Source organism: Corynebacterium suedekumii (assembly GCF_030252185.1).
In the GTDB taxonomy this organism is placed as follows: domain Bacteria; phylum Actinomycetota; class Actinomycetes; order Mycobacteriales; family Mycobacteriaceae; genus Corynebacterium; species Corynebacterium suedekumii.
In genome coordinates this window covers 1,003,516-1,028,958 of the sequence record NZ_CP126970.1, presented here as the reverse complement: position 1 = coordinate 1,028,958, position 25,443 = coordinate 1,003,516, and the positions used below count along the sequence as shown (strand labels likewise).

Below are 25,443 nucleotides of genomic sequence, written 5' to 3'. Positions count from 1 at the left end.
TCCACGGTGCGGGCGAGACGGGTGATGGTCCCGAGTTCGGCGATGATGTCGCACTGGGTGATCTTCTCCAGGTCGTCGCTGCTCAACCCGGCCCAGCCTCGGTGGCGCGCGATGCCGGCCACGCTGGTGCGGGTTCGTCGCAGGTCAGCCGTGATCCGGGCTGCGGCCGCCGCCGGGCGGACCTCGGCGGGGATGAGGAGGATCGCCTGGTCGGCGGCGTCGAGCACGGTCAGGGCGGTGTGGTGGTCGGCTGTGCTGGTGTCCACGATCGTCGTCCCACCCGCCCCACGGATACTGTCGAGGACCGGGGAAATGGTGTCCGGCCCGAGTCGGAAGGGGTCGGCGATGGTGCTGCGCGCCGCGGAGAGCACCGCGACGCCGTCCCGGGTGCCGGGCAGGGCGGCCCGCAGGTCGACAGCACTCACCGCCCCTTCGCCGAGTCGCAGGTCCGGCCAGCGGGCCCCCGGGGTGTCCTCGAGCCCGAGGAGCAGGTCGAGCCCGCCGGAGCCGCCGTCGGCGTCGATGAGCGTGACGGGAGCACCGGAGTCGGTGGCGCAGACGCGGGCCATCGCGGCGGCGAGGGTGGAGGTCCCCGCTCCCCGGCGGCGCCGAGGACGGCGATGACGGTGGAGGCATGGTCCGCTCCACCGGATCCGGGATGGTCCGGGATCCGTGGGGCGGCGTCGGCGTGACCCAGTTCGGTGAGGAGTTCGGCCGCCTGGGCGGGAAGCACGTAGGCGTGTTCGGCGTGGCAGTTCAGGGCGGCCTGCCAGTCGACGGGGCCCGGGTCCGCGGCGAGGAAGTAGACGCCGGGGCGACGGGCGAGGGTGCTCACGTGGGCGGCAATGTCGGCGTCGACGAGGACGGCGCGGGCCCGGGTATGCAGGCGTGAGATCTCCCGCGGATCAGCCGAGTCCATGACGGCGTAGCCGGTGGCGGCCGCGACATGGGTGGCCTCGGGATGCAGGGCGGGGTCGCCGACGGCGACGAGGATGAAGTCACCGGTGGTGCGGCCGGCGGGTTGGGTCCACCTGGAATTCGACATGCCCCCACCATCGCGGGGCCGACGGGTGCGGACAATGCCCGATAGCGCAGATTGTGGACAACTCCGCCGGTTGTTGAGGTGTCCCCGTCTTTATGGGGATAAGACCGCTCCCCCGGCGACGGATTCGGTCGGACCCGGCCATACTGACGGTGTCCGGAAAATTAGGGACGGCCCGCGCCTCGGGGGGGTGTGCGCGGGCCGTCAGTAACCCGGCTCGGGGGGGTGTGCCGGGGCAGGCCACACGGTATATCGGGGCCTTGCAAGAGGAATTATGGCACATCTTTCTCACAGAGACAACAGTGGATCGACGAAATCTTCGAAAAATCTTTCGAGGGGGTTTCCGGATGTTACATACTGGCCCGTCACACCGATAGTTCTTGAAGCACCACTCACATGCCCACGGACAACAGGGGGAAGGAGGACGGATGGACCACGTCATTCACAATGCACCCCTAACCACATTGGCAACATCAATCACTTACGTTTCACAGACTTCAGGTCTAGACTATGCATCCATGAGTTCCGGTCCCCTGTCCTCCCCTGAGGCACCTGAGGCCCCCGCGCGTCGCGTGGCGGCCTTCTTCGACCTGGACAAGACCATCATCGCCACCTCCTCCGCCTTCGCCTTCGGCCGCGAGTTCATGCACAGCGGCCTGATCACCCCGGCGGCGGCCCTGCAGCTGTCGCTGGCCAAGGCGACGTACATGATCGCCGGACAGTCGAGTGAACAGATGGACGCCACCCGTGACCAGCTCGCTGCGATGGTGGCCGGCTGGTCCGTGGAACAGGTCCGCGACATCGCCCGGGAGACCATGCACAACGTGGTCACCCCGGCCATCTACGCCGAGGCCCGGGAACTGATCACCTTCCACCGCAACGCCGGCCATGACGTGATCATCATCTCCGCCTCCGCCTCCCACCTGGTGGAACTCATCGCCGAGGAACTGGGCATCGACCAGGTCGTGGCCACCGAGCTCGAGGTCGCGGACGGCCGTTTCACCGGTGAGATCCTCTCCTACTGCAAGGGCGACGCCAAGGCCCAGGCCCTGCTCGACCTGGCAGCGAAGAACGACTATGACCTCGACGCCAGCTACGCCTACTCGGATTCAGCCACGGACATCCCGATGCTGGCGACGGTGGGTAACCCGGTGACGGTCAACCCGGACCGGGCGCTGAAGAAGCACGCCCTCGAACACGCCTGGGAGATCCGCACCTTCAAGGATCCGATCCCGCTGTTCCAGATGCCCTCGTCACGCGAGGTCGGCATCGGGGCCGGGGTTGTCGCCGCCGTCACGGCCGTGACCGTGGGCAGTCTGTGGTGGGCCCAGCGCGGCCGCCGCGGCACCGCCTGAGATCAGACAGCCCGGGCGATGGCCTCCGCCTCGTCCGCACCGGCGATCCACGCCCGCAGGGACAGTTCGAGGAAGTCCTCCCCGTAGCCCTCGGCAAGCGATTCCAGATAGTGGGCCCGGTGCCGGTTGAGGTGGGTCTCCGGCACCGCCAGGCCGCGGGGGTCAAATCCGGTGGTCACCGCAGTCAGTCGTGCCGCCGCCCGGGCGATGAGACCGGAACGCTCCCCGAAGATGCGGTGGCCGGCGATCTCGCCGTGCACCACCTGGGGCAGCAGCACATCGTGGGCGTGCCCACCGGTGATCAGACCGGCCAGTGCCTGCAGCCGGGCGGCCCCGTCCGCGGCCACCGGGAGGCCGTCCCCGCCGGCCAGGGTGTCCATGCGGGCGAGGATCTGGAGCGGCGCCCGGAGAAATGTCCGGGCGGAATGCTCGACCGTGCCGGGGGCCAGCAGGCCGTAGACGCTGATGGCCGCGCCGAGGGGCCCTGCGGGGGTGTCGAGGCGTCGGGTACGGGGGTCGTCGATAAGCGCGGAGGTGCGCGCACCACGGAGAACGGATTCGGAGCCGGTGACATCCGCCCGGCGCAGGGACACGGGCCGGCGGTGGACCGCGGCGACGGCTGCGGAGGCCTCACGGGCGAGGTCGGCGATCCCGCCCAGTTCCAGGAGGGGTTGCAGCGGGTCTGTCGCGGGCATATCCACTACGATAGCCGTCGAGGGTGTGCGCATTCATCATGAATCCGTGACACCATGGGCTGATAACGCTGGACAATGGAACCTAGGAAGGCACACCGTGAGCAACGACGGACTGTACACCGATGGACCGAAGGACTTCACTCCTCGGGTCAACTCCATCCCGCTGAGCGATGTCGACACCACCCGGGCCGGTGAGGGCTCGATCGGCGACCTGGTGTCGAACGCCACCGCCCAGATGTCGAGCCTGTTCCGCTCCGAGCTGGAGCTGGCCAAGACCGAGCTCGCGGGCGAGGCCAAGAAGGGTGCGATGGGTGGTGGCCTGTTCGGCGTCGCCGGCGTCATCGGCCTGTACAGCTCGTTCTTCTTTTTCTTCTTCCTCGCTGAGCTGCTGTCCACCTGGCTGGAGCGCTGGGCGTCGTTCCTCATCGTCTTCCTCATCATGGTCGTCCTCGCCGCGGTGCTCGCACTGTTCGGCTGGAAGAAGATCAAGAAGATGGGTGCACCGAAGAAGACGATCGACTCGGTCAACGAGCTGAAGAACCTCGTCCCCGGTCAGGCAGAGAAGAAGCTGGAGGCCCGCAACCGGGGCCTGTACAGCTAGTCTCCCCCGATCTTCTCCTCCGCCCGGCGTCCCTGCGACCGGGCGGTCTTTCTGTTGTCCCCTCCCCGGAAGGAGCCCGACGTGGCGGACGCACCCCTGTCCCCCTCCGTGGTGGAGCTGCCCGGCCCTTTCGAGCACGTGCTCGTCCACACCCGCGGCCTGCGGCTGCATGCGGCGGTCGCCGGCGATCCGGCAGCCCCGCTCATCGTGCTGCTGCACGGCTCCTTCGGTGGCTGGTTCGACTATCTTGACGTCATCGCCCCGCTGACGGAGGGGGCTTCCATGTCGCGGCTGTTGACGCCCGCGGCTACGGCCTCTCCGACAAACCCCCGGCGGTGGCCGGTGACGACCTGCGCACCGCCGCCGGTGACATCGCGGGCCTCATCCTCGCCCTCGGGCATGACGACGCCGTGGTGGTCGGCTCCGACACCGGCGGCAGCGTCGCGTGGGCCCTGGCCTCCGCGTACCCGGAACGGGTGAGTGCGCTCGTCTCGGTCGCCGCGGCCTTCCCCAGCGACCTGCGCCAGGCGATGCTCACCCGTCCGTGGAGCTTCGCGTGGATGATCGCCCGCAGCCTCGTCTCCCGCGCACCGTCCTCCCTGCTCACCCGGATCCCCCGGCTGGGGGCGGTGGCCTACCGTCGGCAGCTGCTGCTCAACACCGCCCCGGGTTTCCACTCCTCCCGGCGTTTCGACGACACCCTTCAGCTACGCCGCACGGCCGCCCGGATCGGCCGCGCCCCGGCAGCCATCGTCCGCAACAACCGGTTCCTCACCTCCGCGGTCACCCCTCGGTGGGCGAGCGAGAAGGTCACCGCCCCCACCCTGCTGCTCGAGCCGGCGCTACCGGCCTGGCGTCACCTCAACGCCCTGTCCCGGGCGCGGGTGGCCGGCCCGGTGGAGGTCACCGGGGTCCCGGGGACGAAGAACCTGCCGCAGATCGAGGACCCGTCGGGGTTCGTCACCGCGGTGCTCGGTTTCCTCGGCCGTCACCTCTGACTGCTGCACTCACTGCCCTTATCGCACCACACACGCCTGCGTGTCCACTTCCGTGGACAGGGCGGTCACGTCCCCGATGTGCTTGCGCACCTCGGCGGCGGTGAGGGCGTAACCGGTGTCGGTCTGGTCGACGCTGGCGCCGAAGACGAGACCGAGGACGGCGCCGTCCCGGTCGACCAGCGGCCCGCCGGAGTTGCCCTGCCGGATGGTGCCGCGGACGGTGTAGGCCTCCCGCTCGATGCGGCCCGAGGCGTAGATGTCCGGCCCGGCGATGATGAGCTTGTCGCGGACGCGGGCGGGGGCGGCCTCGAAGGGGCCGGAGTCGGGGAAGCCCATGACCAGGGCGTCCGCACCCGTGTCCGCGGGTTCCGCGGCCCAGTTCAGCGGAGCCAGCCCCAGGTCGGGGCTGTGGAGGACGGCGATGTCGATCTCGGGGTTGTAGTAGACCACCTCGGCGTCCTTGACCCCCAGGACGGTGTCCAGGCGCACGGTCTCGGTGCCGGCGACGACATGGGCGTTGGTGACCACGTAATCGGGGGCGGTGACGAAGCCGGAGCCCATGAGACGGCGACGGCAGGTGCTGGAGTCACCCATGACGTGGATGACGGAGGGGCGCAGCGCCTCAACGAGCCCGGGGTCACCGACGTCCATGTTGGGTGCCTCGACCTCGCGGGCCACCGGCTCGTCGAAGGGCGAGAACAGCGGCGGCAGGCCGGAATCGTTGAGCATGACCGAGATGCGCGAGGGCAGCTGGTCGAGGCCGGGCGGGGTGGCGGAGTCGACAGCGCTGAGGATGGTGGAGTTGCGGATGCCGTTGCTCACCGGGCCGGTGAGGCCGGCGGCGAGCGGGATGGAGATGAGCCAGATGACGATCATCGTCGCGGCCGCCGAGAACAGCGCGCCGATGGCGGAGTCGATGGTCTGGGAGGTGCGCATGCGCATCCGGTCACGCACCGAACCGCCGAGCATGCCGCCGATGAGGTTGCCCAGGCCGACGAGCAGGATGATGGTGCCCAGCCCCAGCAGGAAGCGGAGGGCGGTCGACTCGGTGAGCTGCATGACGGGCGGGGCGACGGCGGCACCGATGATGAGGCCGGCGACGATGCCGATGGTGGACAGGACCGACGAGAAGGCACCCTGCCGCCACCCGCTGACGATCGCCAGCAGGAGTGCGAGGACGATGAGTCCGTCGACGATGAGGGCGGATGTCACGTGGGTGGTCACCTTTCCGGATGGGTTATCGGAGGAATCTTATCTGGTTGAGCTGTGGCTCATTGTTGCGTGACTTTTCCAGCGTGGCGGACAGGTCGAGGGTGGTATCCCGGTCCCAGGGCTGTTCCCAGCCGGCCTGGTGGATGAGGGCGGAGATGAGGCCGGCGGTGAAGCCCCACACGAGGTAGCCGTGGGAGGTGAAGGCGGGCCCGGACCAGCCGGACCAGCCGACCATGAGGCGGTTGCGGGGATCGATGAGGTCGTGGAGCCGGGCGTGGAAGACGTCGTCGGTCTCGGCGGGGCTGGCCACCCCGACCCGGGAGGGGCTGTGCCGGTGGGCGAGGACGGGGTGAACGGGGTAGCCGGAGGCGCGGATGTGCACGGGGTCGAGGGCGGCGACGGGGGTGACGGCGGTGCGGTCGAGGCCGGTCTCCTCCCAGGCCTCTCGCAGTGCGGCGTCGACGGCGTTGACGTCGTCGGGGTCGATGCGGCCGCCGGGGAAGGCGATCTGGCCGGAGTGCGAGCGCATCGTCGGGGTGCGGTGGGTGAGCAGGATCGTCGCGTCCTCTGGCAGGGAGTCGGAGAGGCTGCCGGTGCCGGACATGAGCATGAGGACGGCGGCACTGCGGCCGTCGGCACGCGGGTTGGTCAGCCCCCGGGCGTCCACTCCGCGGATGTCACGGTGGCTGCGGGCCATGGGGACGTCGTCGACAAGGCGCCGCATCCACCGGGGCGCGCGTTCGGGTCGCAGGTCGGTGTTGATGCCCGGCTGATCCTGCACGTACGGGTCGGTTGAGCCGGTCACCTGGCCAACGCCTCCGTGACGGCGTCGTTGATCTCGTCCGCCGAGGTGAAGGGCTTCGCGTACATGCCGACCTGCTCGTCGCCGTCGAAGACCACGGTGACGGGGATGACCCCGGGCAGTCCGAGGGTGCCGGCGAAGGTGTTGTCGTCGTCCTGGTAGCTGGGCAGCTCGATCCCCAGCTCGGTGAGCATGGCGGCACCGTTGGCGGGATTGGCGTCCGCGTGCACGCCCACGACCTCGTACTCGGGGTGTTCGGCGGCGAACTCGTCGAAGTGCGGCAGCTCGTCGCGGCAGGGACCGCACCACCAGGCCCACACGTTGACCACGGTCGGTTTGTCCGTCCCGGGCCCGGTCTCCCCGCCGAGACAGGCCAGGTCGATGCCTCCCGCACCGTCACCGGGGCAGTCCGGGCGGGCGACGATCTCGGCGTCGCTTGCCGACGCCTCCCCTCCCGCGCCCTCCGCACTCTCCTGCGGGGCGTTGACCTCACGCAGCAGAAACACCGCGCCTGCGACGACGGCGATCGTGGCGAGGACTCCGGCGGCGGTCATCCACAGCAGCTGCCGGGTCATGCGAACTCCCCTCGGGAGGGGCAGTCCCGGGCGATCGGACACCGCCCGCACTCGGGCCGGCGCGCATGGCAGATCCGGCGGCCGTGGAAGATCAGCCGGTGGGAGAACATGGTCCACTCCTTCTTCTCGATCAGTTCCGCGATCGCGTACTCGATCTTCACCGGATCCGTCTCACCGGTCAGCCGCAGCCGTCCGACGAGTCGCTTGAAGTGCGTGTCCACCGTCAGCCCCGGTAGCCCGAAGGCGTTGCCGCGGACCACGTGCGCGGTCTTGCGGCCCACCCCGGGCAGGGAGACCAGGTCGTCGAGGCCCTCGGGCACGCGGCCGTCGAAACGCCCCACGAGCGCCTGCCCCAGGCCGATGAGGTGACCTGCCTTGGCCCGGAAGAACCCGGTGGGGCGGATGATCTCCTCGATGTCGGCGGGGTCCGCGGCGGCGTAGTCCGCGGCCGTCGGAAAGCGCCGGAACAGTTCCGGGGTGACCTGATTGACGCGCACGTCGGTGCACTGCGCGGACAGGACCGTCGCTACCGTCAGCTCCAGCGGATCCGAGAAATCCAGCTCACAATGCGCGTCCGGATACGCCTGCGCCAGGGTCCGGTTGATGCGACGGGCCCGACGCTTACGCCCCAAGTCGGTCTCTGGCGGACGAGGGGTGGAGGGCTTACCGGGCATACCGGACAGCTTAGCCACTACGATGTCAGACCATGACCGCCCTACTCGTTCTCGCCGTTCCACTCGTCCTGGCGTTGTTCGCCATGCAGATGGAACGCTTGGAGTCGGTGGTGCTGCCCGACAGCGCCAAGGCCCCGACCGAGGTCCCCGACCCGGAGGACTCGGAGGACTCCGCCGAGTAGGGCCACATCAGCCCGGCCAATGTGACTAAATCCCCCCGAGTGTCTGCTTGGTGACCAATTCCACGGTAGGGTGGTGTGGAGCACATTGCGCCGAGAGTCACATCCGAGATTCGCGAGAGTCACAGTCGGATATCAATCCGTCCCATCAGAGGACCGCTCCCGGCGCGCCATCTACGTAGAGCACCGAGGAGCAAGCCAGTGGAAGGTGTACAGGAGATCCTGTCCCGCGCGGGTATTTTCCAGGGAGTCGATCCCACCGCCGTGAACAACCTGATCCAGGACATGGAGACCGTCCGGTTCCCCCGCGGAACCACCATCTTCGAGGAGGGTGAACCCGGCGACCGCCTGTACATCATCACCTCCGGCAAGGTGAAGCTCGCCCGCCACGCCTCCGACGGTCGCGAGAACCTCCTCACCGTCATGGGCCCCTCCGACATGTTCGGCGAACTGTCCATCTTCGACCCGGGCCCCCGCACCTCCTCCGCCGTGTGCGTCACCGAGGTCCAGGCCGCGACGATGAACTCCGAGATGCTCAAGCAGTGGGTGTCCGACCACCCCGAGATCGCCCAGCAGCTGCTGCGCGTCCTCGCCCGCCGCCTGCGCCGCACCAACGCCTCCCTCGCCGACCTCATCTTCACCGACGTCCCCGGCCGTGTGGCCAAGACGCTGCTGCAGCTGGCCAACCGCTTCGGCTCCCAGGAAGGCGGCGCACTGCGCGTCAACCACGACCTCACCCAGGAGGAGATCGCCCAGCTCGTCGGCGCCTCCCGCGAGACCGTGAACAAGGCCCTGGCCACCTTCGCCCACCGCGGCTGGATCCGCCTCGAGGGCAAGTCCGTCCTCATCGTGGACACCGAGCACCTGGCCAAGCGCGCCCGCTAGCCACCCCGCACACGACACAACCCGCGCCCCCTACTCCGGGGGCGCGGGTTGTCTGTTGTGCCTGTTTTGGTGACGCCTCAGCGGCTACGCGTTCTCGCGGTCCAGGTAGCGCAGGGCCACGCGGGTGGACTGCTCGGCGGCGTGCCGCAGGACGGGGTCCACGTCGTCGTACATCTCGTCGATCATCGTCTTCAGGTCCACATCAGCCCCGAACTTCTCCCGGACCTCCCGGATCTGGGTGAGACGGTGCTCCCGACGGTCGATGTACTTGCGGGCGAACGCGGAGACGTCCTCCCCGTCCGGGCCGTGACCCGGCAGGAGGCGGATCCCCGCGCCCCGCTCCTCGAGAGTGCTCAGGGTCTCCAGGTACTCGCCCAGGTCACCGTCGGTCTCCGAGATCATGGTGGTGTGGCGGCCGGCGATGGTGTCACCGGTGATGATGCCCTCCAGGGTCGACTCCCCCGGGACACCGGACCAGATGAAGAAACACACCGAATCCCGGGTGTGCCCCGGAGCGTGCACGACCTCGATCTGCGGGGTCACGCCCTCGACGCTGATGATCTCCCCGTCCGTCAGCGGGGCCTGGTCGCCGCTGCAGTAGGTCGGGTCGAACGCCCGGACCGGCGCACCGGTGAGCTGGCGGAAACGCTGCGCACCGTCCGCATGGTCGTGGTGGCGGTGGGTGAGCAGGATGAGGGCGACCTCGGCCGCCTTGGCGCCGAGGACGTTGAGATGGCCCTCGTCCTCCGGGCCCGGATCGATGACGATGCTGCGCGGGTCATCCGCGGCACGGATCACCCAGGAATTGGTGCCCTCGAGGGCGGCGTAACCCGGGTTGGGACACAGGACAACGGCCACCGAATCGGTGACCGGCCGAAGCTGGCTGTAGGCGGGATGCTCCATGGGGACCAGCTTAGCCCGCTTCCCCCCGTGCCACCGAACACACGGGGTGCCGGCGTCAGGCGGGGCGGGCCTGGGTGGGCCTGGGTGGGGCAGCGTGTCCTACTGCTCCCCTGCCACCTCGACGATGATCTCCACCTCGACCGGGGCGCCCATCGGGAGCTCGGCGACACCGACGGCGGCGCGGGCGTGCTCGCCGGCCTCGCCGAAGACCTCACCCATGAGGTTGGAGGCGCCGTTGATCACGGCGGGCTGTCCGGTGAAGCCCTCCGCGGAGGCGACGTAGCCGACGACCTTGAGCACGCGGGTGACGTTGTCGATGCCCACCAGGGCGTCCACGGCGGCCAGGGCGTTGAGGGCGGCGGCGCGGGCGTACTGCTCCGCATCCTCGGCCGACACCTCGGCACCGACCTTGCCGGTGGCGGCGAGCTGACCGTCGACGAACGGCAGCTGGCCGGAGGTCCACACCTGATGACCGGTGCGGACGGCGGGGACGTAGGCGGCGACGGGGGCGGCGACGGCCGGGAGGGTGATACCCAGCTCGGACAGACGGTCGGTGGTGGTCACAGTTACTTCTCCCGCTTCATGTAGGCGACGACGTTCTCGGGGTTGGGGCCGGGGACGACGGAGACGAGCTCCCAGCCGTCCTCGCCCCAGGTGTCGAGGATCTGCTTGGTCGCGTGAGTGAGCAGCGGAACGGTGGCGTATTCCCATGTGGTCATGGGCAACACCCTACCGGGGAGCGAACGTCAGAGTCCCTCGATGTCCCCGCCCGCGGCGAGGAAGTCCGCCCAACTGGTGATGTGGGGGTTCTTCCGCAGCAGGGCGCGACGCTGACGCTCGGTGAGGCCGCCCCACACGCCGAACTCGACGCGGTTGTCCAGGGCGTCCGCCCGGCACTCGATGACCACGGGGCAGTGGCGGCAGATGACCGCAGCCTTGCGCTGTTCGGCGCCGCGGACGAACAGGGCGTCCGGATCCCCGGACCGACACTTGGCCTGAGTGATCCATTCACCACGCTCAAAGCAGAGGGAATCCTGCTCAGGGGAAGACTGGAGGGTCTCACCGACGAGGGGGGCACCCATCATGTGCTCCTTTCCACAGGCCAAATTCGTTTGCGGCCAACACTTTCCGGGTAAGTGTATTCACACACTTCGCATCAAGTCGAATGCGTCACACTTACAGGGGCAACCAAAGGTTCCCACCACACCCCTCCACTGCGTAGGGTATTGAACGTGTCTGTTTCGAAATCCCTGGCAAAGATGGTTGCCGCCACCGCCGCCGCCGGTGTCGCCGGCGCCCTGGCGCTCGCCCCGGTGGCCGGTATCTCGGGCGTGGCCATCGCCCGGACGAATGAAACCATGCAGTCCAACCTCGCTGACCTGACCGGAGGCGAGACCCCCGGTGTCACCACGGTCACGGACGCCACCGGGGAGCCGATGGCGTGGCTGTTCAGTCAGCGCCGCTACCCCGTCGGCGGAGACCAGATCGCCCAGCCGATGAAGGACGCGATCGTCTCCATCGAGGACCACCGCTTCTACGAGCATGACGGCGTGGACATGCAGGGCACCGCCCGTGCCCTGGTGACCAACCTGGTCGCCGGCGGGGTGGAGCAGGGTGCCTCGACCATCAACCAGCAGTACGTGAAGAACTACCTGCTGCTCATCGCCGCCGAGGACGACGCCTCCCGGGCCGCCGCCATCGAGCAGTCCATCCCCCGCAAGCTCCGGGAGATGCGGATGGCCTCGGATCTGGACCGGAATCTGAGCAAGGACGAGATCCTCACCCGCTACCTCAACCTCGTGCCCTTCGGTAACCACGCCTACGGCATCGAGGCCGCCGCCCAGACCTACTTCGGGGTCACCGCCGCCGAGCTCACGGTCCCGCAGTCGGCGATGCTGGCCGGCATGGTCCAGTCCTCCGAGGCGCTCAATCCCTACACCAACACCGAGGGTGTGACCTCGCGACGCAACACCGTCCTGCAGTCCATGGTGGGCAACGGCTACCTCTCCCAGGCCGACGCTGACGCCTACGCCGCCGAACCGCTCGGGGTGCTGGAGTCCCCGGCCACCCTGCCCAACGGCTGCATCGCCGCCGGGGACCGCGGTTTCTTCTGCGACTACGCCCTCACCTACCTCGACTCCAAGGGGGTCAGCCGCGCCGAACTGCTCGAGGGCGGCTACACCATCACCACCACGCTTGACCCGCAGGTCCAGGACGCGGCCCGGGCGGCGGCCGCCGCGAACGTCAGCCCCGAGGCCGCGGGTGTGGCCGAGGTGATCAACGTCGTCGAACCGGGCCGGGACTCCCGCGACATCCTCGCCATGACCTCCTCCCGTAACTACGGGCTCAATCTCGACGCCGGGGAGACGATGCTGCCGCAACCGTCGTCGATGGTGGGTAACGGCGCCGGCTCCATCTTCAAGGTGTTCACCGCCGCCGCGGCCATCGACCAGGGCATGGGCCTGGAGACCACGCTCGACGTCCCTACGCGTTACGAGGCCCGCGGCCTCGGCGAGGGTGGGGCCCGCAACTGCCCGCCGGCCACCTACTGCGTGGAGAACGCCGGGCAGTACCAGCCGCAGATGACCCTGCGTGAGGCGCTCGCCCACTCCCCCAACACCACCTTCGTCCAGCTCATCGAGCAGGTGGGTGTGCCCGCGGTGGTGGACATGTCCGTCAAACTCGGGTTGCGCAGCTACACCACGCCGGGCAGCTACGACGGGGATCGTTCCATTGCGGACTTCATGAAGGAGGCCAACCTCGGTTCCTACACCCTGGGACCGACCCCGGTGAACCCGCTGGAGCTGGCCAACGTCGGTGCCACCCTCGCCTCCTCCGGTCGCTGGTGCGAACCCAACCCCATCGACTCGGTCACCGACCGGGAGGGCCGCGAGGTCTACCTCGAGCGTCCCGCCTGTGAGGACGCCATCGAACCGGGCGTGGCCGACGCCCTGGCGGGAGGCATGGCCGCCGACATGGAGATCGGCACCGCCCGGGCCGCGGCGCAGGCCTACGGCTGGGGTGGGCAGGCAGCCGGAAAGACCGGCACGACCGAGTCCAACCAGTCGTCCGCTTTCCTCGGCTTCAACACCGGCTTCTCCGCCGCGCCGTACATCTACAACGACGGCACGACCACCACGCCGCTGTGCACCGCCCCGGTCCGGCAGTGCGGTGACGGTAATCTCTTCGGCGGCCGCGAACCGGCCAACTCCTGGTTCCAGACCGCCAACCAGGTGCCGGCCGCCCTCAACGGGGGCCTGCCGTCCCATGACCCGAAGTTCGACGAGGGCACCTCACACGCCGTCCTCGGCGACGTGGTCGGCCGCACGGAATCCGATGCCCGCCGGTACCTCACGGACCGCGGCTACCAGGTGAACACCCGGATCGTCACCGGCAACCCGACGCCGCGGGGCATGGTGGTCCGGGCCACCGCGCAGGACGGGCTGCTCCGCGAGGGCGGCACCGTCATGCTGGAGATCTCCGACGGCGTCTACCGGGCCCCCGCCCCGGCTGAGCCGTCCCCGAGCCCGGACGCCGGCCCGGAACCGGCACCGCAGCCCATCCCGGGCGTGCGCCAGGAGGACATCGACGCCCTCCTCGACGCGTTCGGACTCTAGCTGCTCAGGCGGTCCTTGACCGCCGCCGAGAGGCGCTTGCCGTCGGCCTGGCCGGCGGCGGCCGCCGTGGCGGCCTTCATCACCTGGCCCATCTGTTTCATGGACACCTCGCCCACGGCGACGCCCTGTTCGGCGGCGACGTGGGCCACCGCGGCGTCGACAAGCTCGGTGAGCGCGGCATCGTCGAGCTGTGCGGGCTGGTACTCCTCGAGCACCGCGACCTCGGCCAGCTCCGCGTCCGCGAGCTCCTGCCGGTCATTGGCCGCGTAGATCTCCGCCGACTCGCGGCGCTTCTTGATCTCCCGGGCGACGACCTTGAGGATGTCCTCGTCGCTCACCTCGTGCTTCGCGCCGGTGGTCTCCTCCGCCTGAATGGCAGCCAGGAGCATGCGGATCGTGCCCGTGCGCTCCTTCTCCTTCGCCTTCATCGAGGTCTTCAGGTCGGCCCGGATCTTGTCCTTCAACTCACTCATGGGGACCACGGTACCCGCCCGGTAAGGTGGTGCGGGTGAACGAGACAACCACAGCGATCAAGCGCATCCTCACCATCGCCGGCGCCGTGGTGGGCGCCGGAGCCGCCGCCGGAATCGGCGTCGCAGCCTGGGGAAACTCCGAGCTGCGGAAGTTCGAGCTCAAGCAGGTCACCGCCCCACTGCTGGCCCCCGGCACCCTGCGCGGCGCAGACGCCTTCCGCATCCTGCACATCTCCGACCTGCACATGATCCCCGGCCAGGACACCAAGATCGCCTGGGTCTCCGCCCTCGACGCCCTCGACCCTGATCTGGTGGTCAACACCGGTGACAATCTTTCCGACGAACGCGGTGTCCCCGACGTGCTGCGCGCCCTCGGCCCCCTGCTCAACCGGCCCGGCATGTTCGTCTTCGGCACCAACGACTACTGGGCGCCGGGCATCCCCAACCCGGTCACCTACCTTTTCGGCGCGCGACGCACCCCCAGCTACGTCGACCTGCCGTGGCGTGACATGCGGGCCGCCTTCATCGAACGCGGCTGGCAGGACGCCACCCACCAACGCCTGGAATTCCAGGTCGGGCCCGTCCGCCTCGCTGCCGCCGGTGTCGACGACCCCCACCACGACCTCGACGACTATTCCCTCATCGCCGGCGCCCCCAACGTCGACGCCGACCTCTCCCTCGCCCTGCTCCACGCCCCCGAGCCGCGCGTGCTGGAGAAGTTCGCGGCCGACGGCTACCAGCTCTCCCTGTCCGGCCACACCCACGGCGGCCAGCTCTGCCTGCCCGGCAGCCGGGCCGTGGTGACCAACTGCGGCATCGACCGCGAACGGGTCTCCGGCCTCCACCGCTTCAAGAACATGCTCATGCACGTCTCCAACGGCCTGGGCACCTCCAAGTTCGTCCCCCTCCGGTTGTTCTGCCGCCCCTCCGCCACCCTCATCCACGTCACCGAACGAGACGCCTAGCTGGCGTTTTGCAGGTTTCTCCGGTCCTCGGCTAAGGTATCTCAGGTACCCACGCAGTAATGCAGCCGGTACGAACCGGGATATGGCGCAGCTTGGTAGCGCGCCTCGTTCGGGACGAGGAGGTCGCAGGTTCAAATCCTGTTATCCCGACCATCAGATGAACCCCCTGGCAATCGCGCCAGGGGGTTCCGTCATGTCCGGGGTGGAGGTCCGGGGGCCACACACCGAGACCTGAACCCCGAGAGGGGTGGTGCTCTCGGCGTTGACCGGCCCCATACCCCGAGAGGAGTGGCCCTCTCGGCATCCAGGTCTCGGGGTATGGCTCAGACGCCGGTCTCCACGGAATTGTCGGCCGTCACCGCGCTCGCCCGACGGGCAGCGATAGAGAGACCGGCCACACCCACGGCAGCCAGCACACCCAGCACGGCGACCGCGGCCCACAGGGACATCGCGGAACCGTCGTTGCCCGCGGCGGTCAGGCCGGTGGTTGCCCAGTTGAGTGGGGTGAGGTTGGCCAGGACCTGCCAGATGACGGCGACGTCATGGCCGGAGGCGGCCTTCCACACCCAGCCGACGAGCCCGATCTGCACGAGGGCGGCGATCCCGGCGACGACGGACCCGGCCACCGGCCCGAACAGGCCGATCACCGCACGGGTGAGGACCGCGGAGGCGACCACCCCGAGGGCCAGGATCAGGGCGGACAGGGCGAGGACGGCCGGGGTGACGCCGCTGCCGACGATCGCCAGCAGCACCACGCCGAGGGCGGTGAGACCGGCGGTCGCACCGGCCAGGATCCACCAGCCGCCCCGGGCCACGCGCATGAGCACTCCGCTGGCCGCGCCACCGAGCATGACGAGGGCGGCGATGAGCATGGCGTACATCGGGGCCAGCGTCGGTGTCGTCTCCGCCGTATCGGCGGTCGCCACCCCCTCGCCGGTCCCGGCGGCCTGGACGACGGGCAGGGCCCGCTGGATGGCGCCGATGCGGTCCTGGGTCTGGGTGGCCATCTGGTCGATGCGCTGGACGCCGGCGTCAAGTTCCTCCACCCCCGCGACGGCCTCGTCGACCCCGCCCTGGGCCTCGGTCAGTCCGTGGGAGAGGTCCTGCGCACCCTTGGTGGCGGAGTAGATGCCGTCGTGGAAGGCGTAGCCGGGGACGGCCAGCTGGTTGGCCACCTCGCGGGAGCCGTCCTTGAGGGCGGTGAGCTGGTTGGCCAGGTCGCCGTCGAGCTGGGCCATCTCGACCTGACCGCGCAGATCCTGCAGACGCGTGCGGGCGTCGACGAGGTCGGGGTCGGTCGCACCCTCGAGACCGGCGACGGTGTCGTCGATCATGCCGAGGAGCTGGCCCTGCAGGGCACCGAGGCCGACGACCTGGTCGACGGCGGTGCCCACGCCGTCGGCGACCTCGGTGGCACCGGTGCCGAGCTGGCCCACGCCGGCCTGGAGTTCGACCATGCCCTGGGAGAGCTGCTGGGCGCCGGTGACGGCCTCACCGAACTGGGTGGGCAGGGTGGTCGCCCCCTCCTTCATCTCACCGACGCCTTCGGTGAGCTGTTCGGTGCCGGTGGTGAGGAAGCCGGCCTGGGCTCCGGCCTCGCCGGCGGCGCGGCGGGCGTCGACAAGCTGGGCAGGATCGATGCCGGACGGTGAGGCGGCGACGGGCGCGGCCGCCGGTTCGTCGTCGGCGTTCCAGGAGCGCGCCGGGTCGAGGCCGGTGGCGGCGGCCAGCGCTGCGCCGATGATCAGGGGCAGCACGAGGAGTGCGGCGATGATGATCCAGGACCTTCTGCGGGGCGACGTGCTCATGGCTTCGAACGTACTGGTCCGCGGGCGGAGAACCTCTCAGGCGCACCGTCACAGCCCACTGGTAAAGTGATGCTGGTCAAACTGTGAATTCAACACCTGACCCGACAACATAATTGAGCGTGATTCCCCCGTGACACTTGTTCTTGTCATTGCGCTCGCGGCCCTGGCGGTTGTTCTCGCCCCACCCGCGGTGCGCGTGTTCGACAGAAAGGCGGGGTGGCCGCTCGCTGCCCTGTTCATCGCCGGTGCTGTGATCCTCGGTCGCGAGCTGCCCGCCGTCATCGACGGGAGGGCGCTCGAGTTCACTCAGGTGTGGGTGCCGGACGTCATCGCCCCGGGGATGGATGTCTCGCTGGCGTTGCGCGGCGACGCACTCGGCGTCTTCTTCTCGCTGCTGGCGCTGGTCATCGGCGCGGTGGTGTTCATCTACTCGGCCGCCTACCTGCCGAAACATCAGGGCAACACCAGTTTCTACACCATCATGACGGCGTTCACGCTGTCGATCCTGCTGCTCGTGCTCGCCGATGACGTCATCCTGCTGTTCCTGGCGTGGGAGCTGGTGTCGCTGGCGTCGTTCATGCTCATCGCCCGGTCGGGGTCGAGTGGTGAGGCAGGCTCGGTCCGCACCCTCGTGCTCACCTTCGTCGGTGGTCTCACGCTGCTCACGGCGGTGGCGATCGCGGCGACCCAGGCGGGGACGACGAACCTGCAGGGGATCCTGGCCAGCGACGTGTGGGCGGGCAACCCGGGGCTGACGGCCACGGTGGCGGTACTCATCGCGGTCTCCGCGTTCACCAAGTCGGCGCAGCTGCCCTTCCACTTCTGGCTGCCCGAGGCGATGGCCGCGGCCACGCCGGTGTCGGCGTTCCTGCACGCGGCCGCGGTGGTCAAGGCCGGTATCTACCTGCTGCTGCGCTTCTCCACGATCTTCCACGACGTCGCGGTGTGGAACTGGCTGCTCATCGTCGCGGGCATGACCACCGCCATCGTCTCGGCGGCGTTCGCGGTGCAGAAGACAGACCTCAAGCAGCTCACCGCGTACTCCACGGTCTCCCATCTGGGCTGGATCGTGGCCACCATCGGCGTGGGCACCCCCTTCGCCATCGCCGCGGCCGTGGTCCACACCGCCGCGCACGCCCTGTTCAAGTCGAGCCTGTTCATGCTCATCGGCGTCATCGACCACGAGGCCGGCTCCCGCGACATCCGTCGCCTGGGCAGGCTCTACGACAAGATGCCGTTCACGTTCGGCTCGGTGGTCGTCGGCGCGGCGTCGATGGCCGCGGTCCCGCCGCTGCTGGGCTTCATCTCCAAGGAGGGCATGCTCACCGCCTTCCAGGACGCCCCGGTCGGCAACGCCGGCGTGGTCATCCTGCTCGTCGCCGCGGCGATCGGCGCGGTCCTCACCTTCACCTACTCGGCGAAGATCGTCTTCGGCGCGTTCATCGACGGCCCCCGTGACATGAGCGGCGTCCACGAGGCCCCCGTCTCCCTGTGGCTGCCGGCCGCTCTGCCGGGCCTGATGTCGCTGCCGCTGGCGTTCATGGTGGGGCTTGCCGACGCCCCCGTGGACGCCGTCGTCGCCGCCGTCGGCGCCGAGCACGAATCCCACCTCGCCCTGTGGCACGGGATCAACACCCCGCTGCTCATCTCCGTCGGCGTGCTCGTCGTCGGCGTCCTCGGTGTCGTGGCACGGAAGCGGATCTGGCCGGCCGTCGAGGGCCGCAGCCTCTTCCCCGGCTCCGGCAACGCCGCCCTCCACTCGCTCACCCAGGGGGCGACCACCCTGGGCCGTGGCCTCGGGGCCATGGCCGACACCCACAACCCCTCCCGCCACCTGCTGCCGCTCGTCGGCTGCGTGGTGGTGCTCGCGGCGGTGACCCTCGGGGTGTCGATAAGCAACGGCGGCGGGATCGACGGCATCGCGCTCGCACCACGGGCCAAGGGTCTGGACAACTGGTGGGACCTCATCCCGCTGGCGATGATCGCCGTGTCCGTCGCCGGCCTCATGACCACGCGGAACCGGCTGTCCGCCGCCGTGCTGCTCGGCACCGCGGGTGCCGGCATGAGCCTGCAGATGATGATGCTCGGCGCCCCCGACGTCGCCCTGACCCAGCTGACCGTCGAGGCGCTCACCGTCATCGTCATCATGATGGTGCTGCGCTACCAGCCGGAACAGTTCCCCACCGTCCGCTCCGGCGCCCAGGTACGGTCCCTGATCGTCGCGCTGCTCGCCGGCACCACCGCCTTCCTCGGCGTGTTCACCCTCATGGGTCGCCGCGACCGCTCCGAACTGGCCATGTGGTACCTCGAGGAAGCCCCCGAGATCACCGGCGGCCAGAACGTCGTGGCCACCATCCTCGTCGAATTCCGTGCCCTGGACACCCTCGGTGAACTCTCGGTGCTCGGCATGGCCGCCGTGGTCATCGCCGCCGTGGTCAGCTCCATGCCCCGCCACCCCTTCAAGGGCGGCACCCGACCGGCCCCCTTCGGCCAGTCCCAGCTCAACTCCATCCCCATGCGCAAGGTCATCGTCCTGGCCATCCCCGTTCTCGCGGTCCTGTCCGTGCTCGTGTTCATGCGCGGCCACCAGGACCCGGGTGGCGGCTTCGTCGCGGCCCTGATCATGGGCGCCGCCATCGGCCTGGCCTACCTGTCCAAGGGCAGCGACTCCATCGTCTTCCGCGAGTCCACCCCCATGTGGCTGACCGGCATCGGCATCATCACGGCACTGGCCGCCGGCTTCATCGGCCTGCTCAAGGGCTCCTTCCTCTACGCCATCCACGGCTACGTCCTGGGCACCCACCAGACCACCTCGCTCATCTTCGACCTGGGCATCTACCTCGCCGTGCTGGGCATGCTCACCATGTCCATCAACGCCCTCGGCGGGTACCTGCGTCCCGGCACCGAGCAGGAGGAACTCGACTGGGTCCGTTCCGGCGACGGCCCCCTGCCGGCCACCGCCCCGGTCGAGGCCGAAGAGGACGCCGCCGAGGCGTTCCCCACCCCGATCAACCCGGCTGACGCGCCGCGGTCGGTGCTGGTCCGCGAGTCCCGCACCGACGCCAAAGCCCGCCCCGACACCGCAGCCCGCCCCGATGGAAAGGAGAACAACGAATGATCATGGCCCTGACCATCGGCGTGCTCGTCACCGGCGCCGTCTACCTCATCCAGCAACGCGGCATGGTCCGCATCGTCTTCGGCATGACCCTGTTCGGCCACGCCGCCAACCTCATGCTGCTCGCCGGCGGTGTCGGCGCATGGCGTGGGGAACCGTTCCCCGACCGCACCGCGGTCGCCGACGCCGCCGACCCCCTCCCCCAGGCGTTCGTCCTCACCGCCATCGTCATCGCCATGGCCACGACGACGATCCTGCTCACCCTCTCTGCCCTCGGACGGGATGACGACACCGACGTCCCCGAGCCGGCCGACGACAACATCACCGACCCGATGGCCACCCTCGGCCGCGCCGCCGCGACAGAGCCCACCGGGTCCACTGCGAAGGAGGTGCGCAGCTGATGCAGACCGTTGACTGGGTCCTGCCCCTGTTCGCCGCCGTCCCGCTGCTGTCCGCCGCGATCGCGGTACTGCTGCCCTGGCGCGCCGCCCGCGACGTCATCTCGATGGTCATCCCTCTGGCCGGCATCGTCGCCGGTGGCTGGCTGTTCGCCCACACCGCCGAGCACGGCGCCATCGCCCACAACGTGGGCCTGTACGTCGGTGGTGTGGCCATCCCGTTCGCCGCGGACACGTTCTCCGCGATCATGATCATCACGACGATGATCGTCGCCGCGACCGCCAACTGGTTCGCCATCGTCAGCGGTGAGACCGTCTCCCGCTACTACGCGTCGCTGACCCTCATCCTCATCACGGGTGTCAACGGTGCCCTGCTCACGGCCGACCTGTTCAACTTCTTCGTGTTCATCGAGGTCATGCTGCTGCCGTCCTACGGCCTCATCGCGATGTCGGGCACGTGGTCGCGCCTGGCGGGCGGCCGCACGTTCGTGCTGGTCAACCTCTTCGCCTCCACGCTGCTGCTCATCGGTGTCGGTTTCGTCTACGGTGTCACCGGCTCCGTCAACATCGCCGCCCTGCAGGGCGTGGCCGCCGGCAACGGCCCGGCCGTCGTGGCGATGGGTGTGGTGGTCATCGCGATCGCCGCGAAGGCGGGTGTGTTCCCGGTCCACACGTGGCTGCCACGCACCTACCCGGGCTCCTCGGCCGCGGTGATGGGCCTGTTCTCCGGCCTGCACACCAAGGTCGCGGTGTACATGCTCTTCCGGATCTACGTGCACATCTTCGATCTCGAGGACCGGTGGAACTGGCTGATCATCGCCATCATGATCATCTCCATGCTCATCGGCGCGTTCGCGGGCCTGGCGGAGAACTCGATCCGCCGGGTGCTGGGCTACCAGATGATCAACGGCATGCCGTTCATCCTGGTGATGCTGGCGTTCACCTCGGAGGATCCGCAGCGCGCCCTGGCCGCCGGCCTGCTGTACACGCTGCACCACATGATCACGGTCGGGGCGCTCATCCTCAATTCGGGCGCGATCGAGGAGACCTACGCCACCGGCACGCTGTCCAAGCTCTCGGGCCTGGCGCGTCGCGATCCCCTGGTCGCCGCCGTCTTCGCCGCCGGCGCGTTCTCCATCGTCGGTTTCCCGCCGTTCTCCGGCATGTGGGGCAAGATCCTCATCGTCGTGGAGATCGCGCGGACCGCCGACTGGGTCGCGTGGCTGGTCATCGCGGTGATCGTCATCGCGTCCGTCGGCGCGCTGCTGGCCATGATCCGGGTGTGGCGCACAGTCTTCTGGGGTTCACCGATGCAGAAGTACCCGTCCGCCCTGCGCGTCTCCGGCCGCCTGCTGGCACCGTCGGCGCTGCTCATGGTGGTGTCGCTCGCCATGTTCGTCTTCGCCGGCCCGCTTATCGACGCCGTCCTCATCTCCACCGAAGGCCTCCTCGACGTCGGCGCCTACGCCGACGCGGTCCTCGGCGAGGACCCCATCGGCGTCCCCGACATGACCGACCTGCAGGAGGCCGCTGACATGCACGTGCTCATCTACATCCCCTGGTTGATCAAGGAGATCTTCGTCGCCGGTTTCCAGGTCGCGGCAGCCGCGTTCCGCCCGGCCGCCGGCTATGACCCGGTGGTGGTGCGCTACCCGCTGCGGGTGACCAGCGACTGGCAGATCTTCTGGTTCACCACCTCCATCACCGCCACCCCCTCGACCCTGTCGCTCGGCCTGCGCGAGCCCACCGAACCCGGTGCCCCCCGCATCCTGCTCGTGCAGGCGGCCTTCGGCTCCGATCCCTCCGACGTCGTCGCCGGCCTGGCCGACATGGAGGAGCGCATGGCACCGCACGTCAAGAACATCGACCACGGGGTGCCGGGCCACGGCTCGGTCACCGAGCTGCCCCGCCCGTACTACGAGTACCCGACCGACCGGAAGGAGCACGACCGATGAGTCCCTTCGAGTGGATCCTCGCCGGCTGCATCGCCGTCATGACCGTCGCGCTGGTCTCCGGACTGGTGCTCATCCTGCGCACCTCCGACTTCCTCACCCGGGCGGTGCTCAGCGACCTCATCTTCTACGCCATGCTGTGCATCTTCCTCACCTGGACGCTCACGCACTCCACGTCCATCGGCTACGAGGTCGCCCTGCTCGCCGCCATCGCCGGCGGTGTCCTGCCGACCCTGTCGATGGCGCGCATCATCTCGAAGGGACGCAGATAACCATGACCGTCGCTGAGATCATCGTCTCCATCCTGGCCGTCCTCGCCACCGTCATGGTGGTCGCCACCGCCGTCGCCATGTGGCGCGCCCCCGACGCGCTCACCCGGGTCAACCTGCTCGGCCCCGTCGTCGGTGTCGCGGTGCCGTTCCTGCTCATGGGCAAGCTCATCCTCGACTGGTCCACCACCGGTTTCGACCCGAACAACACCATCCGCGCGATCCTCGCGATCGCCGGCGTGTGGATCGTCGCCTCCGTCGGCTCGTACTACATCGGCCGCTCGATCTACGGCGTCACCGTCGTCGACCGCAAGGCCGAGCAGCAGCAGGCGTACCGCTAGGGAACCTGTCATTCGGGGAGATCCCCTGCACTGCAGGGCAGGGAATCTCCCCGAATGCAGAGTCGCTCCACCGACTCAGTACAGATTCGTCAGAGCGTACGTGGCCTGGTCGTTGGTGTAGCCCTCGTACACCAGCTGCTCGTAGAGCCGCGCGTTCCGGAGGGCCCGAACACGTGCACGAGACAACACGACGCCCGCCACCCGGGATGATGTCCGGGGTGGCGGGCCTGCAGTCTGCCGGGTGTTACTTGTTCTTGTTGGCGGTGTAGATCTCGCGGACCCGGTTGCCCAGGTTCTCGTCGACGGAGCTCCAGTACCAGTAGACGCGCTCCTCCACCTCAGGAGAGACGCCCTCCATTGCACCGGCGATGTTGTTGGCGATGCGCTCCTTCGCGGCGTCGTCAAAGACCTCGCGGTAGAGAGTGCCGGCCTGGACGAAGTCGCCGTCCTCCGGGTGCTGGACGTAGGCGGCGCGGACGAGGTCGGTGCCGTGGTTGTCGGCGCCGACGTAGGTGTCGGTGGCCTCGCCGTAGGTCACGCCGGAGGAGGAGTCCTCTCCGTTGTCCAGGTATCCGGCGCCCTTGTCGTAGCGGTTCGGGGAGTAGGAGGGCTGGGTGGCGTCCTCGAACTCGTAGGCCATGTGGCCCTCGCGGCTGTAGGTGTTGACGTCGTCGATCGGGCGGTTGATCGGCAGGTCACGGTAGTTCGGCCCGATGCGGTAGCGCTGCTGGTCGGCGTAGGCGAAGATGCGTGCCTGCAGCATGCGGTCCGGGGAGAAGCCGATGCCGGGGACCAGGTTGGACGGGTCGAGGGCGATCTGCTCGATCTGTGCGAAGTGGCTGTGGGGGTTGCGGTTGAGCACGAAGTAGCCGACGTCGATGCGCGGGTAGTCCTTCTTGGACCAGATCTTGGTCAGGTCGAAGGGGTTGAAGCGGTAGTTCTCGGCCTCGGCGACGGGCATGATCTGGACCTTGACGTCCCAGATCGGGTAGTCGCCGTTCTCGATGGAGTCCCACAGGTCCTGGCGGTGGTAGTCGGCGTTCTCGCCGGCCATCGTGGTGGCTTCCTCGTCGGTGAAGTTCTCCACGTCCTGGCGGGAGATGAAGTGGTACTTCACCCAGAAGGCTTCGCCGGCCTCGTTGATCCACTGGAAGGTGTGGGAGCCGTAGCCGTTCATGTGGCGGTTGGTCTTGGGGGTGCCGCGGTCGCCCATGAGGTAGGTGACCTGGTGGGCGGACTCGGGGGTGCGGGTCCAGAAGTCCCACTGCATGTCGGCGTCACGGAGGCCGGAGCCGTTGAGGCGCTTCTGGGAGTGGATGAAGTCGGGGAACTTCACGCCGTCACGGACGAAGAAGACGGGGGTGTTGTTGCCCACGATGTCGTAGTTGCCGTCCTCGGTGAAGAAGCGCAGGGCGAAGCCGTGGACGTCGCGCCAGGTGTCGGGGGATCCCTTCTCGCCCGCGACCGTCGAGAAGCGGGCGCCCATCGGGGTGACGGTGCCGGGCTGGAACAGCTTGGCCTTGGTGTACTGCGAGACGTCCTCGGTGATGTGGAGCTCGCCGAAGGCGCCGTGGCCCTTGGCGTGGGGGATGCGCTCGGGAACGTTCTCGCGGTTGAAGTGGGCGAGCTTCTCGATCATGTGGATGTCGTTGAGGATGTTGGGACCCTGCTGGCCGACGGTGACCGAGATGTTCTCCGACGCAACGGGCGCGCCGTTGTGGCGGGTGGTGTGGCCGGTGGTGTGCGGGCGCAGACCGCGGCTGAGGATCTTGTCGATGGCGGACTGGTCGTTCGACATGTCATGCTCCTTCGGGACTATTTCATGGACTGAAGTTATGGGCGGTTCGTGATTGATAGTCTATGTGCAGGTTCGGCCACCCGCAAGGCCCAACCTCATCACCGGGGGCAATTTCGGCCGTTTGCCCTGGTAACCTCATAACCCGTGACCAAGCACTCCGCCCGCGATGACGCCGTCGTCACCGACCTGGCCCTCCGCGCCGGCCGGGGCGACCGCGACGCGCTCACGGAGTTCATCCGCGCCACCCAGGACGACGTGTGGCGCCTGCTCGCCCACCTCGGCGGCCGCGACATCGCCGACGACCTCACCCAGGAGACCTACCTGCGGGTCATGAGCGCCCTCCCCCGCTTCGCAGCCCGCTCCTCCGCGCGCACGTGGCTGCTCTCGCTCGCGCGCCGCGTGTGGGTGGACAACATCCGCCACGACATGGCGCGTCCCCGCAAATCCGTCACCGAATACGAGGACGCCGCCGCCGCATCGCAGGTCAACGGCGCGAACGCCTCCTCCTGGTCCGACTGGATCGACGCCCGCACGCTTATCGACGCCCTCCCTCCCGAACGCCGCGAAGCCCTCATCCTCACCCAGGTCCTCGGCTACACCTACGAGGAGGCCGCCAAGATCACCGGCGTGCGCATCGGCACCATCCGCTCCCGTGTCGCCCGTGCCCGCAAGGACCTCATCGAGGCGACCGGGCCGGTGTGACTATCGGGGATAAATCGCGTTTACTTAAGACATTGACACCCCAGGGCAGTTTTGCCTTGCAACCGTCCATTTCACCTTTTCAGG

At 68.8% G+C, this 25,443-nt stretch carries 26 protein-coding genes, 1 tRNA gene and 1 pseudogene; 14 read left to right on the top strand and 14 right to left on the bottom strand.

Translation table 11 applies throughout. The features are described 5' to 3' along the window. Positions 1-421: 421 nt before the first annotated feature. Complete coding sequence (locus QP029_RS14335) at positions 422-1,045, bottom strand: hypothetical protein (RefSeq protein WP_489886008.1); 624 nt, start codon at positions 1,043-1,045, stop codon at positions 422-424. A gap of 515 nt (positions 1,046-1,560) precedes the next feature. On the opposite strand from QP029_RS14335, the gene QP029_RS05105 reads away from it, so the two are divergent. Beyond that, positions 1,561-2,397, top strand: a complete 837-nt coding sequence (locus QP029_RS05105) for an HAD family hydrolase (protein WP_284875741.1) — start codon at positions 1,561-1,563, stop codon at positions 2,395-2,397. A gap of 2 nt (positions 2,398-2,399) precedes the next feature. Here QP029_RS05105 and QP029_RS05100 read toward each other — a convergent pair whose 3' ends face one another. Beyond that, positions 2,400-3,092, bottom strand: coding sequence for a hypothetical protein (locus QP029_RS05100; RefSeq protein ID WP_284875740.1), 693 nt, complete (start codon positions 3,090-3,092; stop codon positions 2,400-2,402). A gap of 97 nt (positions 3,093-3,189) precedes the next feature. Here QP029_RS05100 and QP029_RS05095 point away from each other — a divergent pair, with 97 nt between their 5' ends. After that, positions 3,190-3,693: a phage holin family protein gene (locus tag QP029_RS05095; protein WP_284875739.1), complete on the top strand. Its 504-nt coding sequence runs from the start codon at positions 3,190-3,192 to the stop codon at positions 3,691-3,693. Positions 3,694-4,019: 326 nt separating this feature from the next. Beyond that, a pseudogene (locus tag QP029_RS05090) lies at positions 4,020-4,691 on the top strand (alpha/beta fold hydrolase); the annotation flags it as partial. 18 nt (positions 4,692-4,709) lie between these two features. Here QP029_RS05090 and QP029_RS05085 read toward each other — a convergent pair. The 4 genes from QP029_RS05085 to nth are packed head-to-tail and all read right to left on the bottom strand — an operon-like array spanning position 4,710 to position 7,954. Then, a complete protein-coding gene (locus QP029_RS05085) occupies positions 4,710-5,903 on the bottom strand; it encodes a MarP family serine protease (RefSeq protein ID WP_284875738.1) in 1,194 nt (397 codons plus the stop codon). A gap of 25 nt (positions 5,904-5,928) precedes the next feature. Then, positions 5,929-6,708: an NUDIX hydrolase gene (locus tag QP029_RS05080; RefSeq protein WP_432418705.1), complete on the bottom strand. Its 780-nt coding sequence runs from the start codon at positions 6,706-6,708 to the stop codon at positions 5,929-5,931. Beyond that, the gene (locus QP029_RS05075) at positions 6,705-7,280 is read right to left on the bottom strand and encodes a TlpA family protein disulfide reductase (protein WP_284875737.1); all 576 of its coding nucleotides are present in this window, start codon (positions 7,278-7,280) and stop codon (positions 6,705-6,707) included. The genes QP029_RS05080 and QP029_RS05075 overlap by 4 nt, the downstream gene beginning before the upstream one ends. Further along, positions 7,277-7,954, bottom strand: coding sequence for an endonuclease III (nth, locus tag QP029_RS05070; protein ID WP_284875736.1), 678 nt, complete (start codon positions 7,952-7,954; stop codon positions 7,277-7,279). The genes QP029_RS05075 and nth overlap by 4 nt, the downstream gene beginning before the upstream one ends. Positions 7,955-7,986: 32 nt before the next feature. Here nth and QP029_RS05065 point away from each other — a divergent pair, with 32 nt between their 5' ends. Further along, positions 7,987-8,136, top strand: coding sequence for a hypothetical protein (locus QP029_RS05065; protein ID WP_284875735.1), 150 nt, complete (start codon positions 7,987-7,989; stop codon positions 8,134-8,136). Between the two features lie 198 nt (positions 8,137-8,334). After that, a complete protein-coding gene (gene glxR / locus QP029_RS05060) occupies positions 8,335-9,018 on the top strand; it encodes a CRP-like cAMP-activated global transcriptional regulator GlxR (RefSeq protein ID WP_284875734.1) in 684 nt (227 codons plus the stop codon). Between the two features lie 84 nt (positions 9,019-9,102). Here the strand turns inward: glxR and QP029_RS05055 are convergent, their stop codons facing one another. The 4 genes from QP029_RS05055 to QP029_RS05040 all read right to left on the bottom strand — a co-directional run bounded on the left by QP029_RS05055 (position 9,103) and on the right by QP029_RS05040 (position 11,003). Then, positions 9,103-9,921, bottom strand: a complete 819-nt coding sequence (locus QP029_RS05055; protein WP_284875733.1) for an MBL fold metallo-hydrolase — start codon at positions 9,919-9,921, stop codon at positions 9,103-9,105. A gap of 99 nt (positions 9,922-10,020) precedes the next feature. Then, positions 10,021-10,485, bottom strand: a complete 465-nt coding sequence (locus QP029_RS05050) for a RidA family protein (protein WP_284875732.1) — start codon at positions 10,483-10,485, stop codon at positions 10,021-10,023. Positions 10,486-10,487: 2 nt separating this feature from the next. Next, on the bottom strand, positions 10,488-10,640 hold the full coding sequence (sp36, locus tag QP029_RS05045) for a Sp36 family protein (RefSeq protein ID WP_284875731.1): 153 nt from the start codon (positions 10,638-10,640) through the stop codon (positions 10,488-10,490). 27 nt (positions 10,641-10,667) lie between these two features. After that, positions 10,668-11,003, bottom strand: a complete 336-nt coding sequence (locus tag QP029_RS05040) for a WhiB family transcriptional regulator (RefSeq protein ID WP_284876157.1) — start codon at positions 11,001-11,003, stop codon at positions 10,668-10,670. A 150-nt stretch (positions 11,004-11,153) separates the two neighbouring features. Here QP029_RS05040 and QP029_RS05035 point away from each other — a divergent pair, with 150 nt between their 5' ends. Beyond that, on the top strand, positions 11,154-13,538 hold the full coding sequence (locus QP029_RS05035) for a transglycosylase domain-containing protein (RefSeq protein WP_284875730.1): 2,385 nt from the start codon (positions 11,154-11,156) through the stop codon (positions 13,536-13,538). Here QP029_RS05035 and QP029_RS05030 read toward each other — a convergent pair. Further along, positions 13,535-14,011: a GatB/YqeY domain-containing protein gene (locus QP029_RS05030; RefSeq protein ID WP_284875729.1), complete on the bottom strand. Its 477-nt coding sequence runs from the start codon at positions 14,009-14,011 to the stop codon at positions 13,535-13,537. The two genes, QP029_RS05035 and QP029_RS05030, sit on opposite strands and share 4 nt — an antisense overlap. A gap of 35 nt (positions 14,012-14,046) precedes the next feature. On the opposite strand from QP029_RS05030, the gene QP029_RS05025 reads away from it, so the two are divergent. Both QP029_RS05025 and QP029_RS05020 read left to right on the top strand, forming a co-directional pair. Next, positions 14,047-14,976 (top strand): metallophosphoesterase, encoded by a 930-nt coding sequence (locus QP029_RS05025; protein WP_432418704.1) that lies wholly within the window; start codon positions 14,047-14,049, stop codon positions 14,974-14,976. 76 nt (positions 14,977-15,052) lie between these two features. Continuing rightward, a tRNA-Pro gene (locus QP029_RS05020) sits at positions 15,053-15,129 on the top strand. 170 nt (positions 15,130-15,299) lie between these two features. Here QP029_RS05020 and QP029_RS05015 read toward each other — a convergent pair. Next, positions 15,300-16,784, bottom strand: a complete 1,485-nt coding sequence (locus QP029_RS05015; RefSeq protein WP_284875728.1) for a hypothetical protein — start codon at positions 16,782-16,784, stop codon at positions 15,300-15,302. Positions 16,785-16,914: 130 nt separating this feature from the next. Here QP029_RS05015 and QP029_RS05010 point away from each other — a divergent pair, with 130 nt between their 5' ends. Genes QP029_RS05010 through QP029_RS04990 form a run of 5 tightly spaced genes read left to right on the top strand, consistent with a single transcriptional unit; the run spans position 16,915 to position 22,859 of the window. Continuing rightward, complete coding sequence (locus QP029_RS05010; RefSeq protein WP_284875727.1) at positions 16,915-19,902, top strand: DUF4040 family protein; 2,988 nt, start codon at positions 16,915-16,917, stop codon at positions 19,900-19,902. Beyond that, the gene (locus QP029_RS05005) at positions 19,899-20,300 is read left to right on the top strand and encodes a cation:proton antiporter subunit C (protein ID WP_284875726.1); all 402 of its coding nucleotides are present in this window, start codon (positions 19,899-19,901) and stop codon (positions 20,298-20,300) included. The genes QP029_RS05010 and QP029_RS05005 overlap by 4 nt, the downstream gene beginning before the upstream one ends. Next, complete coding sequence (locus QP029_RS05000) at positions 20,300-22,252, top strand: monovalent cation/H+ antiporter subunit E (RefSeq protein ID WP_284875725.1); 1,953 nt, start codon at positions 20,300-20,302, stop codon at positions 22,250-22,252. Before QP029_RS05005 ends, QP029_RS05000 begins: the two co-directional genes overlap by 1 nt. Next, a complete protein-coding gene (locus tag QP029_RS04995) occupies positions 22,249-22,521 on the top strand; it encodes a cation:proton antiporter (RefSeq protein WP_284875724.1) in 273 nt (90 codons plus the stop codon). Before QP029_RS05000 ends, QP029_RS04995 begins: the two co-directional genes overlap by 4 nt. A gap of 2 nt (positions 22,522-22,523) precedes the next feature. Further along, the gene (locus tag QP029_RS04990; protein ID WP_284875723.1) at positions 22,524-22,859 is read left to right on the top strand and encodes a Na+/H+ antiporter subunit G; all 336 of its coding nucleotides are present in this window, start codon (positions 22,524-22,526) and stop codon (positions 22,857-22,859) included. Positions 22,860-22,934: 75 nt separating this feature from the next. Here QP029_RS04990 and QP029_RS14270 read toward each other — a convergent pair whose 3' ends face one another. Both QP029_RS14270 and QP029_RS04985 read right to left on the bottom strand, forming a co-directional pair. After that, on the bottom strand, positions 22,935-22,991 hold the full coding sequence (locus QP029_RS14270; protein WP_432418720.1) for a hypothetical protein: 57 nt from the start codon (positions 22,989-22,991) through the stop codon (positions 22,935-22,937). 112 nt (positions 22,992-23,103) lie between these two features. After that, positions 23,104-24,657, bottom strand: coding sequence for a catalase (locus QP029_RS04985; RefSeq protein WP_284875722.1), 1,554 nt, complete (start codon positions 24,655-24,657; stop codon positions 23,104-23,106). A 144-nt stretch (positions 24,658-24,801) separates the two neighbouring features. Between QP029_RS04985 and QP029_RS04980 the strand changes: the two genes are divergently transcribed. Continuing rightward, a complete protein-coding gene (locus tag QP029_RS04980; protein WP_284875721.1) occupies positions 24,802-25,359 on the top strand; it encodes an RNA polymerase sigma factor in 558 nt (185 codons plus the stop codon). Positions 25,360-25,443 lie beyond the last annotated feature (84 nt).